Origin of the sequence: Sneathiella sp. (assembly GCF_036844445.1) — a bacterium.
Taxonomy (GTDB): Bacteria; Pseudomonadota; Alphaproteobacteria; order Sneathiellales; family Sneathiellaceae; genus Sneathiella.
The window spans coordinates 342,345-353,711 of record NZ_DAIUFV010000001.1; the positions used below are offsets into that span (position 1 = coordinate 342,345).

Genomic DNA, 11,367 nt, shown 5'->3' on the forward strand with positions numbered 1-11,367 from the left:
TTACGCTCTTTTTTTCTGTTTGGCAGCGGATTTGGTGAGGGGCGGGAGTTCGCTGTCGAGCCGGGTTTCGGCAAAGAGCAGGCTCTGCTTTACGGTTTGCAGCATGCGCACGAGCTGCAGGCGCTCCGCCTCGGACAGATCCATCGTCGCCTGCCCCTTGGTGATTGCCGAATGCTCCTGCATCTGCTGGAGCAGGGGTTTGGCTTTCTCGGTCAGGTAAAGGCGGCTCGCGCGGCGATCGGTGGGATCGGGCCGGCGCGAGACAAGACCGGCGTCCTCCAGCCGGTCGAGGAGGCGGGCGAGGGTGATCGGCTGGATTTCCAGCATCTCCGCGAGGGTGACCTGTTTGACACCCTCCTGCCGGTAGAGATAGGCGTGGGCCTGCCACTGCGCCTGCGAAAGGCCAAAATCCTGGACCCGGCGATTGAAGTTGCGGCGCATCAGGCGGGCGACATCGCTGATCAGGAAACCGATACTTTCTTCCGGGTTCGGCATATTTTGCATATATGTCTTCCTCATAGTAAGGGAGGCATATAATAAGCAAGGTATACTATATTTCAAGAGGCCGGCGGGCCTCTCCGCCACTTTTTTGCAAAGGGCCGGCGCACATGAAAACAAAACCGCCGCCGGCATCCCGGCAGCGGCTTTTTTCATCAAAGTTTATTGCCGCTCAGGCGGCCTTTTTCGCGCCCGCGCGGAGTTTCTCAAGGGCACTTGAAGAGATCGCGAAGCGGCTTCCGTATGTCTCGGCAAGCTCCTTCGCCCGTTTCGCGAAGGCATCAATCCCGACGCCATGCACGAACTGCAGCGCCCCGCCGGTATAGGCCGGAAAGCCGATGCCGAAGATGGAACCGACATTCGCTTCAACCTCGCTTCGGAGCACCCCTTCGTCATAGCAGCGGAGCGTCTCGATCACCTGCCGGTAAATCAGCCGGTCCTCGATATCCTGCATCGGGATGTCGCGGTTGCCTTTGGCGAACTCTTTGAGCCCGGACCAGAGGCTCTTGCCATCCTCCGCATAGTCATAGAAGCCGCCGCCATACTGACGGCCGCCGCGCCCCACGTCGACCATCCGGTGCGTCACGGCGATGGAGGCGGTCATGTCGGCCGGGTAGCCGTTGGTGACGCCGAGGCGTTTATCGAGCACCTGATGGGTGTCATGGACCTTTTTCTGCAGGATGAGGCTGACCTCGTCGGAGACCGCGAGCGGGCCGATCGGCATGCCGGCCAGCCAGGCGGCCCGTTCGATCACGACCGGATCGACGCCGTCAACCAGCAGGCTGACGCCCTCATCGGCATAGGTGCCGAAGACGCGCGAGGTGAAGAAGCCGCGGCTGTCATTGACGATGATCGGCGTCTTGCCGATCTGCGTCACATAGTCATACGCCTTGCGCACCGTCTCTTCGCTTGTCTTCTCGCCGACGATGATCTCGACAAGCTGCATCTTGTCGACCGGCGAGAAGAAGTGAATGCCGATGAAGCGGGTCGGATCCGGGCAGCTTTCGGCGAGCAGCGAGATCGGCAGCGTCGAGGTGTTTGAGCCGTAGATCCCGTGCCCGGCAAGCTGCTTGAAGGTGGCCGGAATGACTTTCTCTTTAAGCTCGATATCCTCGAACACAGCCTCGATGATGAGATCGGCGCCGGCGAAATCGGCATCATTCTCCGTCGGCTTGATGAGACCAAGGAGGGCGTCGCCCTTTGCCGCGTCCATCTGGCCGCGCTTGGTGCGCTTCGCGACCAGTGTTTCGGAATAGGCCTTGCCTTTCTCGGCCCTTGCAAGGTCGGTATCTTTCAGCGCAACGGGCAGGCCGCGCGCCGCGTGGGCCCAGGCGATGCCTGCGCCCATCATGCCGGCGCCAAGGACGGCGGTTTTTGTCGCCTGCCAGCGATCACCGGCCGGGCGCAGCTTGCCGTTCTTGATGCCGTTGAGGCCAAAGAAGAAGGTGTTGATGGCGGCGCGTGCCTCGGGCGTCCGGACCAGCGTGCAGATGCCGCGGCTTTCCTGCCGGAGCGCGCTGTCGAAGCCGATGCGCATGGAGTTCACCGCGATATCGAGGATCTTCTCGGGCGCCGGCATTCTCCCCCGCGTCTTTTTATAGAGCAGGGTGGGGGTGATGATCGCCGCCATGCGGACATTCGGCGCATCGAGATTGCCGCCGGGATAGCGGAAGCCTTTGCGGTCCCACGGCTGCACCGCGGCGTCGGGGTTCGCTTTGATCCAGGCTTTTGCGGCGGGAATGAGGTCGGCTTCCGTCGCCACAATCTCATCGACCATGCCGTCTTTCAGGGCTTCCGCGGGCTTCGCCGGTTTCCCCTCCAAAAGGCGCGGCAGCGCTTTTTCAAGCCCGAGGAGGGCGGTCAGCCGAACGACGCCGCCCGCGCCCGGCAGGAGACCGAGCGTCACTTCCGGCAAGCCGACGATGGCTTTCGGATTGTCGACAACGATGCGCCGGTTGCAGGCGAGGCAGAGCTCGTAACCGCCGCCGAGCGCCGCGCCGTTGATGGCGGCGACGACCGGAACCGGCAGCTTCTCGATGCGGCGGAAATAGCCTTTCGAGCGTTCGATATAGTTGAAGAAATCCTCGGGCGAGTTGGCGGTATCGAGGATGGAGTTGAGATCGGCGCCGGCAAAAAACGTATTCTTCGCCGAAGCGAAAACAACGCCTTTGAGGCCCGCCTCCGCTTCAAGACGCTGAAGCGTCTCGCTCATATAGCCGTCATAGGCATCGCTCATGGTGTTGGCGGACTGGCCCGGCATGTCCATCGTGACCGTGACAATGCCGTCTGCATCTTTTTCATAAATAAATCCGGACATTTCGCCTCTCCTTATACGCGTTCGATGATGGAGGCGATGCCCATGCCGCCGCCGACACACATGCAAATGAGCGCGCGCTTCAGATTGCGCCGCTCCAGCTCGTCAAGCATCATCGAGACAAGGCAGCCGCCGGTCGCGCCGAGCGGATGGCCCATGGCGATCGCGCCGCCGACGACATTCAGCTTCTCATCCGGAACATCGAGATCGCGCTGCAGGCGGAGCGCGACGGAGGCGAAAGCCTCGTTGATTTCCACAAGATCAATGTCATCGATGGTGAGGCCGGCTTTCGCCAGCGCCTTCTTTGAGGCAGGACCGGGGCCGGTCAGCATGATGGTCGGTTCCGTCGAGGTGAGGGCGATGGAGACAACCCGCCCGCGCGGGGTGAGGCCGAGATCCTTGCCGGCCCGTTCACTGCCGAGCAGGACCAGCGACGCGCCGTCGACAATCCCGGACGAATTGCCGGGCGTGTGGACATGGTTGATCCGCTCGACATGCGGATAGCGGGCGAGGGCGACATGGTCATAGCCCATGGCGCCGGGGCCTGCGAAACTCGGCTTCAGGCTGCCGAGCGTCTGCATATCGGTATCGGGTTTGATGAAATCATCTCGCGCCGTGATGACGAGGCCGTTTTCATCGCGGACCGGCACGACGGAGCGGTCGAACCAGCCGCTGTCGCGGGCTTTCGCAGCGAGTTTCTGGCTGCGGACGGCGAATTCATCGACCGCATCGCGGTCCCAGCCGCCGAGCGTCGCGATCAGGTCCGCGCCGATGCCTTGCGGCACGAATCCGGCCCGGAGCGTGGTCTCGGGGTCTTCGACGATGGCGCCGCCGTCGCTGCCCATGGGCACCCGGCTCATGCTCTCGAAACCGCCCGCGACGATCAGATCTTCCCAGCCGCTCGCGATTTTCGCCGCCGCGGTATTGACGGTATCAAGGCCTGAGGCGCAGAAGCGGTTGACCTGCGCGCCCGGCACGCTCTCGTCCCAGCCGGCCACCTGCAGCGCGGTTTTCGGCAGCACCGCGCCCTGTTCGCCGAGCGGCGAGACGCAGCCGAGCATCACATCATCGACGCGCGCGGTATCCAGATCATGGCGGCGCTGCATCTCGTTCAGCAACGTTGTAACAAGCGTGACGGGCTTGACTTCATTGAGAGTTCCATCCGCCTTGCCCTTCGAGCGGGGCGTGCGGATGGCGTCATATATATAAGCTGTTTCGACCACGTTTAATCTCCTCCCGGGTGATCCGCAACTCGCGGACCGGTCTCTTTTGTTATGGTTCGCCCGCGCTCACTCTATGCCCGCCGCCCGGCCAGCGTCAATTAGATTACGCGCAACCGTTGCGCGCATCCGCTACCGGTCGGCGGGATAGAGACCCAGCATCCGCGCCTTCTGGCGGAGCAGCGCGGCGACGACATCGATACCGGGCGTGGGAATGCTGCGAAGGCGGGCAAGCTCCTGCAATGCGGTCATCAGGGTGTCGATCTCCATCGGCCGGTTATTGTCAAGATCAACCAGCATCGAGGTGCGGTGCGGCCCGACATTCGCCGCGCCATCGAGCCGCGTGTCCACATCCGTTTTGAAGCTGATGCCGAAGGCTTCGGCGACGGCCTGTCCCTCGACCATCATCTGGCGGGCGAGGGCGCGGATTTCCGGCTCCCGCGTGATCCGGTCGAGCGTCGACCCGGTGAGCGCCGAGATCGGATTGAAGCTGAGATTGCCCCAGAGCTTGACCCAGATTTCCGAACGGATATCCGCCGTCACCGGCGCGTCGAACCCGGCCTGAATGAGCAGCTGTGAAAGCCGCTCCGCGCGCGCCGTGATCTCGCCCGACGGCTCGCCGAGGAGAAAGCGAAGGCCGTTCATATGCGTGATGACGCCGGGCTCACGGATTGCCGCCGCCTGGTAGATGACCGCGCCCAGCACGCGCTCGGGGCCGATGCCCTGCCAGAGGCGGCCGTCCGGATCGGTCGCGCGGATCGGGTGGTCGCGAAACTCTCCCGTCGTGCCGTGGAAATACCACCACGGAATGCCGTTCTGCGCCGTGACGATCACCGTTTGGGGGTGCAGCAGCGGCGGCAACTGACCGAGGATAGCCGGGACGGAGTAGGTTTTGAGCGCGATGATGACATAGTCCTGCGGGCCGAGCTCCGCCGGATTATCTGTGGCGCGAAGGCCTTTCATCGTAAAGTTGCCGACCTTCCCCTCGATGTGCAGGCCCCTCTCGCGGATTGCTTCAAGATGCGCGCCGCGGGCGATCAGCGAAACCTCCGCGTCCGTCTCGCGGGCGAGGAGGGCGCCCGCGATCCCGCCGATGGCGCCCGCCCCGTAAATGCAGATTTTCGTCATGCGTCAGGCCCGCTTCTCGGCCAAGATCGGCGGCAGCCGGTCACGAAGTTCATTCTTGGCGATTTTTTCAAGCGTCGAGCGCGGGAAATCCTCGACGATGATCACATCGCGCACCACCTTGAAATCGGCAAGGTCGCGCCGGCACACCTCGATAATCCGCGCGGCGAGATCGGCGGGCGCGCTCTCGTTCGGCAGGACGAAGGCGACGGGCACTTCATCGAGCATGTAATGCTTCTGCCCGACAACCGCGCATTCCCGGATCCAGCCGGTCTGCATGATGACCGTTTCAATCTCCGAGGCGGCGACGTTTTCCGCGCCGATTTTCAGCATGTCCTTCTCGCGATCGCCAAAGAAGAGATCGCCATTCTCATCGATCCGGACAAAATCGCCCGTCTCGAACCAGCCGTCGGCATCGAAGGAGTTGGCGTTCGCCTCGGGATTGCGGAAATATTCCTTGAAGAGGGAGACGCCCCGCACGCCGCGGATATAGAGAAGCCCGCGCTCGCCGGGCTTGACGTGCGCGCCTGTCTCGGGATCGCGGATATCGATCTCGAACCCTGGCGAGACACGGCCGATATTGACGCCCGGCCCCGGGTGATCGACGTCGCTGACGATGCCGTGGGTGATCGTCTCCGTCATGCCCCACCAGCCGATGGTGCGGATGTTGAAAGCCTCCTCCGCGGCGGGAATGCGGATGCCGGCGCCCCAGAGGCGAATATGATGCTCTTTCGGCGCATTGCCCTGCGCCAGCAGGGCGGCGACGCAGAAGCGGATGATCGAGGACCAGGTGACGCGGTTGCGGATCGCCACATCCCAGAAGCGCGAGGCCGAGAATTTCGGCTGCAGCACAAAGGTGCCGCCGATCCAGAGCGAGCTCAGCATCGAGTAGCTCTGCGCGTTGGTGTGAAAGAGCGGCAGGAAGCACTGGCAGATATCCTCATGCCGAAGCCGCATATGCGCGACATTCATCTGCGCGCCCCAGATGGCGTTGGCATGGGTCCAGAGTACGGCTTTCGGCCGCGAGGTGGTCCCCGATGTGAACTGCACGCCAAGATCGGCGAAGGGCTCGGTGGGCCGGGCGGGGCAGGGAGCCGTCTCCTTCAGCATCTCCGCGAAGGGCACATGCGGGATGCCGGCCGGAATTTCTGCCGGCTCGCCCGCGTCATTGTCGGTGAGGACGAGGAATTTGATCTTCGGCGCCGATTCATAAACAAGCTTCGCGAACGCTGGCTGGGTGATCGCCGCGACGATCTCCGCATGCTCGGCGAAATAGATCATGTCACGGGCGACGGAGCGGGTGTTGGTCGAGACCGCGACCGCGCCAAGGCGCGCGCAGGCGAACCAGGCGAAGAGGAATTCCGGGCTGTTGTCGAGATGAACCATGACCTTGTCGCCCTTCATCACACCGCGCGTATGAAGCGCCCCGGCCAGCCGCTCGACATGGGCTGCGAACTCGGCATAGCTGTAGCTGACGGAGGGCCGGTCGAACGGCTCCCAGATCAGGAAGGGCTTGTCCGGGCAGCGTTCCGCCCATTGGCGAAGCAGCCACGGGATATCGCGCCGTTCCACCATCGTTTTGTGTGACTGTTCGATTTTGCCGATCAATGACATGCCGCTCTCCCGGTTGTTGTTTTGGCAGATCATAAAAAGGAACCGGGGTAAATGCCAGCCTCGATATGACAGGAATGCGCAGAAGGCGCCTGACCGGTCGCCGCAAAAAAAATCCCGGGTGCGGAGAGGGCGTTCCGCGTCTTTCCGCTAGCCATGCCGCCAAAGGAAAGGTAAGTTTCCGCGCGGAGAGATGCCCGGCCCAAGACCGGATCCGGCACGTGATTTAAGGAGATAATGTCATGAAGAAATTTTTCTATCTGGCGATGGTTGTCACCATGGCCCTGTTCGTCAGCGGCTGTTTCGGGCGCGTGCAGCCCGTTTATAACGTCGATTCTGCGGCAATCCCGATGAAGCTGCAGGACGGCTCGCTCGACCGTATCGGAACGGCGATCCGGACCGCCGCCGTCAACCGCGGCTGGGCGGTTGAAGAGGTGAGCCCGGGCCTGATGAAGGCAACGCAGCGCAGCCGCAGCCACGTCGCCGTCGTCAACATCCGCTATACCAAGACGACCTATTCCATCGAATATGTCAGCAGCCAGGACCTGCTCTATGACAACGGCCAGATCCACCGCAACTACAACAAGTGGGTCCGGACGCTCGAAAATGATATCAACAAGGAACTGAACAAGGCGTCGCTCGCCGCCTGATGCCATGACAGGTGAAGTAACCTTCTCCTTCACGGTACGCAGCTGGTCCGCCTGGGCGCCGGGGCTTGACGGCCCCGCCGCCTGGGAGGCCTGGGCCGAGGGAGAGGCGGATACTCCAAAGGCCGACGGGGCGCCCGATGTCCGCGATCTGCCGGCCGGACTGCGGCGCCGGCTGCCGAGGCTCGGCAAGATGGCGCTCCGCGTCGCGATGGACATCAACCCCGATTTCAGCCCGCGGGTGATTTTCAGCTCGCGCAACGGCAACGTGACGCAGATGCTGGGCCTCCTTGAGAGCCTCGCGCGCGACGAGCCGCTCTCGCCGACCGCCTTCGGCATGTCGGTGCACAATTCCCTCGCCGGCATGCTGTCGATCATCAGCCGCAACCGCGAAAGCCACACCGCCATCGCCGCCGGTGCGGAGAGCTTCTGCTTCGGCCTCCTCGAAGCGGTCACGAGCCTTCAGGAGGATCCGTCCGCGCCGGTCCTGCTCCTCCATGCCGACGAGCCGCTGCCGGAGTTTTATGCCCCCTTCGGTGATCCCGAGACACCGCCCGCGGCGCTCGCGCTGCTCCTCGCCCCCTTTGAGGCCGGCGAGAGCGCCTTCCGCCTCGGATTTGCGGGGCACGAAACAGAGGCGCGACCCGGCGATCCGCTCGCCGGTTTCCTGCGCTTCCTGCTTCGCGGCGAGGCGCGCTGGGACTGGAGCGGCGCGCAAGGGGAGTGGTGGTGCCGGCGCCATGCGTGAGCGTATCAATTATGTCTGGCGCCTGATCGGGACAGGGATCGCCTTCGCGAGTTTTGGTCTTGGCGGGGTGTTTCTCACGCTCTTCGTCTTTACGCCGATCGCGCTGTTGACCCGCGACGAGGCGACGCGGATCCGCCGGGTGCGCCGCGTTATCTACCACGCCTTTCGCTTTTTCGTCTTTATGCTGCGGATCGGCGGCATCATCGATTCCCGCTTTACCGGGGAGGAGAAGCTGGACGGCCTGAAAGGCGCGCTGATCATCGCCAACCATCCGGCGCTGCTCGATACGGTGTTCCTGATCTCGCGCATGCCCGAGGTGCAATGCGTCGTCAAGCATCAGCTATGGGATAATTTCTATCTCGGTGGGGTGATCCGCGCGGCGGGCTATATCCGCAACGACGGCGATGCGATGACGCTGCTTGCGCAATGCGAAAAGGCGCTGGGGGAGGGGCAGAATATCCTGATTTTCCCGGAAGGGACGCGCAGCGTCCCCGGCCAGCCGATCCGTTTTCAGCGCGGATTTGCCAATATGGCGGTGCATTTCAACACGCCCATCCAGCTCGTCACCATCACTTGCGACCCGCCGACGCTCGCAAAAGGAAGCCCGTGGTACGCAATTCCTCCCCGCCAGTCGCGTTTTGATATATCATTCGATGAACTTCTGGACATATCGGCTGAGTTGGGGCATGAACCGAGGTCGATAAAAGTGCGAAAGCTCACGCGCGAGCTCGAGCAGTATTATGTTGGGAAACTCTGCGATGAGTGATTTTGAACTGGAAATCAAGCGGTTGGTCATCGACACGCTCAATCTCGAAGATATCACGCCGGACGAGATCGATAGCGAAGAGCGGCTGTTTGTGGAAGGGCTCGGGCTCGATTCCATCGACGCGCTGGAACTCGGCGTCGCCATTCAAAAGACCTACGGCATCAAGATCAGCGCGAAGAACGAGGATCTGAAAGAGCATTTCTCCTCCATCCGCAACCTTGCCAACTTTATTGCCGCTGAACGAAAAGAGATGGGTGCATGACCCGCGACGAGATATACGACAAGCTCAGCGAATATCTGGTGGAAATGTTTGAGGTCCCGCCGGAGCAGATTACGCCTGAGGCACAGCTTTACGAGGACCTCGACCTTGACTCCATCGATGCCGTCGATCTGGTGGTCAAGCTGCAGGATCTGACCGGCAAGAAGATCCCGCCCGACGAATTTCGCACGGTGCGCTCCGTGGGCGACGTGGTGGACCGCGTTCATGCCCTTCTGGCGACGTAAGACCCGGCTGCCGGACCTTCTGCTTGTCCTGATCAGTCTGGCCTATCCCTTTGTCGTCTATTTCGGGCTGATGCGCTTCTCGCCGCTCGTCGTGGGCGCGGCGCTGGTCGCCTTCCTGCTGCTTCGCCTCCTTCTGCAACGCGGCCGCCGCGGCGGCGCGCGGCCCGAAACCGGGCTTTATCTCTTCATCCTCGGCGCCGTCGTCCTTCTCTTCCTCCTCGATCAGCTGCTCGCCGTGAAGGCCTATCCGGTACTGATCAGCCTCTCCTTCGCCGCGCTCTTTGGCTATTCGCTTCTCAAACCTCCGCCGGTGATCGAACGGATCGCCCGCGCCATGGAAGGCGAGCTCGACGCCCATGCCATCCGCTACACCCGCCATGTGACGGAGGCCTGGGTGATCTTCTTCCTGCTGAACGCCGCGCTCTCGCTCTGGACGGCGCTCTATGCAAGCCTTGAGATCTGGACGCTCTATAACGGACTGATCTCCTATCTCCTGATCGGCGGCATGTTCGGCGGCGAATATCTGCTCCGCCAGTTCGTCAAGCGGCGGAAGGCGGGCTGAGATGTTCGTGCCGCTTTCAGACTTCCTGATATCTCCGCGGCCGGGGGCGGAGGCCGTTGCCATTCTCCCGGACGGAACGGTCAAGCATTTTGCCGACCTCCACGCCGAAACGGCGGACCTTGCGGCGCGCATCAAAGCTGCGGGCGCGCGGCGTCTCGTTCTCGCCTGCGAGAGCGGCTACGGCTTCGTGTGCGGCATGCTCGCGGCCTTTCAGGTCGGCTGCCATCTCATCGTGCCGCCGAATGCGCTGCCGGGCGTGCTGGCGCAGTTCGTCGCGCCTGACTGCTCGCTGCTCTCCGATATTCCCGGCGCCGGCGGGGCAGCGCAGATCGTCATCGACGGGCGGCGCGGGCAGGAGTTTGCCTTCCATTCGCTTGATTCGGCGCGTTGCCTCTTTGACTTCTACACCTCCGGCTCGACCGGCGAGCCGAAGCGGGTGCCGAAAAGCCTGAAGCAGATCGAAGATGAGCTGATCATCCTCGACCGCTGCTTCGGCGATCGCCTTAGCGGCACGGCAACCCTCGGCACCGTCAGCCATCAGCATATCTTCGGCCTTTATTTCAAATGCCTGCTGCCGCTTTGCGAGGGGCGGGCGTTCTATGCCGGTATTTTCGAGATCTGGGAGGAGCTGCTGGCGGCGGCGCCGCGCCGTGCCTCGCTGGTGACAAGCCCGGCGCATCTGACGCGCATCCCCCCGCTCGATCCGCTGCCCGAGGCGGCGCAGATGCCGATCATCTTCACCGCCGGCGGGCCGCTGCCCTTTGCTGCGGCGCGGCATGCGGCGCGGCTCTTTGGCCCGCTGCCGACCGAGATATTCGGCAGCACCGAGACCGGCGCCATCGCCTTTCGCCGGCAGGAGGCGGAAACGACGCCGTTCCGCCCCCTGCCCGGCGCCGAGACCCGGAGCGGGCCGGGCGGCGTGCTGGAGGTGCGGAGCGCCTACACCACCGGCGGCGCGTGGGAGGCGATGAACGATCTCGTCACCCGCTTTGACGACGGCAGCTTCCTGCTCACCGGCCGGGCCAGCCAGTTCGTCAAGATCGAAGGCAAACGCCTGTCGCTTGCGGAAATCGAGATGCATCTCAACGCCTCTCGGCTGGTGCGCGAGGCCGCGGTCTTTATCCTGCCGGGGAGCCGCGATATACTGGCGGCGGTCGCCGAGCTCAGCCCCGCCGGCTGGCGGCGGCATGACGAGATCGGCCCGTTCCGCCTCGGGCGGGAGCTGAGAAAAGAGCTCGCGCCGCATCTTGAGAATGCCGCGCTGCCGCGTCGCTGGCGTTTCGTGGCGGCGCTGCCGCTCACCGCGCAGGGCAAGCGCCAGCAGCAGGCGCTCCATGAACTGTTTGCAGAGACGGACGAGGGAGCCTAGACT

The 11,367-nt window shown here is 63.2% G+C and carries 12 protein-coding genes; 7 read left to right on the forward strand and 5 right to left on the reverse strand.

Annotation, left to right across the window (positions count from 1 at the left end):
* The 5 genes from V7Z56_RS01570 to V7Z56_RS01590 all read right to left on the reverse strand — a co-directional run bounded on the left by V7Z56_RS01570 (position 1) and on the right by V7Z56_RS01590 (position 6,771).
* Positions 1–504, reverse strand: a complete 504-nt coding sequence (locus tag V7Z56_RS01570) for a MarR family winged helix-turn-helix transcriptional regulator (RefSeq protein WP_334127586.1) — start codon at positions 502–504, stop codon at positions 1–3.
* Positions 505–670: 166 nt separating this feature from the next.
* Positions 671–2,815, reverse strand: coding sequence for a 3-hydroxyacyl-CoA dehydrogenase NAD-binding domain-containing protein (locus tag V7Z56_RS01575; protein ID WP_334127587.1), 2,145 nt, complete (start codon positions 2,813–2,815; stop codon positions 671–673).
* Between the two features lie 11 nt (positions 2,816–2,826).
* Entirely contained in the window at positions 2,827–4,035 is a 1,209-nt protein-coding gene (locus V7Z56_RS01580) for an acetyl-CoA C-acetyltransferase (RefSeq protein ID WP_334127588.1), read from the reverse strand.
* Positions 4,036–4,164: 129 nt separating this feature from the next.
* Positions 4,165–5,160, reverse strand: coding sequence for a 2-dehydropantoate 2-reductase (locus V7Z56_RS01585; protein WP_334127589.1), 996 nt, complete (start codon positions 5,158–5,160; stop codon positions 4,165–4,167).
* A 3-nt stretch (positions 5,161–5,163) separates the two neighbouring features.
* Positions 5,164–6,771 carry an AMP-binding protein gene (locus tag V7Z56_RS01590; RefSeq protein WP_334127590.1) on the reverse strand — a complete coding sequence of 536 codons (1,608 nt, stop codon included), beginning with the start codon at positions 6,769–6,771 and terminating at the stop codon, positions 5,164–5,166.
* 239 nt (positions 6,772–7,010) lie between these two features.
* On the opposite strand from V7Z56_RS01590, the gene V7Z56_RS01595 reads away from it, so the two are divergent.
* The 7 genes from V7Z56_RS01595 to V7Z56_RS01625 are packed head-to-tail and all read left to right on the forward strand — an operon-like array spanning position 7,011 to position 11,364.
* Complete coding sequence (locus tag V7Z56_RS01595; RefSeq protein WP_334127591.1) at positions 7,011–7,418, forward strand: hypothetical protein; 408 nt, start codon at positions 7,011–7,013, stop codon at positions 7,416–7,418.
* Between the two features lie 4 nt (positions 7,419–7,422).
* Complete coding sequence (locus V7Z56_RS01600; RefSeq protein ID WP_334127592.1) at positions 7,423–8,163, forward strand: beta-ketoacyl synthase chain length factor; 741 nt, start codon at positions 7,423–7,425, stop codon at positions 8,161–8,163.
* Positions 8,156–8,929, forward strand: a complete 774-nt coding sequence (locus tag V7Z56_RS01605) for a lysophospholipid acyltransferase family protein (protein WP_334127593.1) — start codon at positions 8,156–8,158, stop codon at positions 8,927–8,929. The genes V7Z56_RS01600 and V7Z56_RS01605 overlap by 8 nt, the downstream gene beginning before the upstream one ends.
* Positions 8,922–9,191 (forward strand): phosphopantetheine-binding protein, encoded by a 270-nt coding sequence (locus V7Z56_RS01610; RefSeq protein ID WP_334127594.1) that lies wholly within the window; start codon positions 8,922–8,924, stop codon positions 9,189–9,191. The genes V7Z56_RS01605 and V7Z56_RS01610 overlap by 8 nt, the downstream gene beginning before the upstream one ends.
* Entirely contained in the window at positions 9,188–9,433 is a 246-nt protein-coding gene (locus V7Z56_RS01615) for an acyl carrier protein (RefSeq protein ID WP_334127595.1), read from the forward strand. The genes V7Z56_RS01610 and V7Z56_RS01615 overlap by 4 nt, the downstream gene beginning before the upstream one ends.
* On the forward strand, positions 9,414–9,995 hold the full coding sequence (locus tag V7Z56_RS01620; RefSeq protein ID WP_334127596.1) for a hypothetical protein: 582 nt from the start codon (positions 9,414–9,416) through the stop codon (positions 9,993–9,995). The genes V7Z56_RS01615 and V7Z56_RS01620 overlap by 20 nt, the downstream gene beginning before the upstream one ends.
* A 1-nt stretch (position 9,996) precedes the next feature.
* Complete coding sequence (locus tag V7Z56_RS01625) at positions 9,997–11,364, forward strand: AMP-binding protein (protein ID WP_334127597.1); 1,368 nt, start codon at positions 9,997–9,999, stop codon at positions 11,362–11,364.
* Positions 11,365–11,367 lie beyond the last annotated feature (3 nt).

Coding starts and splice junctions, on each gene's coding strand:
- V7Z56_RS01585 (WP_334127589.1), bottom strand. CDS start 5,160: ATGACGAAAATCTGCATTTACGGGGCGGGCGCCATCGGCGGGATCGCG.
- V7Z56_RS01590 (WP_334127590.1), bottom strand. CDS start 6,771: ATGTCATTGATCGGCAAAATCGAACAGTCACACAAAACGATGGTGGAA.
- V7Z56_RS01605 (WP_334127593.1), top strand. CDS start 8,156: ATGCGTGAGCGTATCAATTATGTCTGGCGCCTGATCGGGACAGGGATC.
- V7Z56_RS01595 (WP_334127591.1), top strand. CDS start 7,011: ATGAAGAAATTTTTCTATCTGGCGATGGTTGTCACCATGGCCCTGTTC.
- V7Z56_RS01615 (WP_334127595.1), top strand. CDS start 9,188: ATGACCCGCGACGAGATATACGACAAGCTCAGCGAATATCTGGTGGAA.
- V7Z56_RS01570 (WP_334127586.1), bottom strand. CDS start 504: ATGCAAAATATGCCGAACCCGGAAGAAAGTATCGGTTTCCTGATCAGC.
- V7Z56_RS01620 (WP_334127596.1), top strand. CDS start 9,414: ATGCCCTTCTGGCGACGTAAGACCCGGCTGCCGGACCTTCTGCTTGTC.
- V7Z56_RS01575 (WP_334127587.1), bottom strand. CDS start 2,815: ATGTCCGGATTTATTTATGAAAAAGATGCAGACGGCATTGTCACGGTC.
- V7Z56_RS01625 (WP_334127597.1), top strand. CDS start 9,997: ATGTTCGTGCCGCTTTCAGACTTCCTGATATCTCCGCGGCCGGGGGCG.
- V7Z56_RS01600 (WP_334127592.1), top strand. CDS start 7,423: ATGACAGGTGAAGTAACCTTCTCCTTCACGGTACGCAGCTGGTCCGCC.
- V7Z56_RS01610 (WP_334127594.1), top strand. CDS start 8,922: ATGAGTGATTTTGAACTGGAAATCAAGCGGTTGGTCATCGACACGCTC.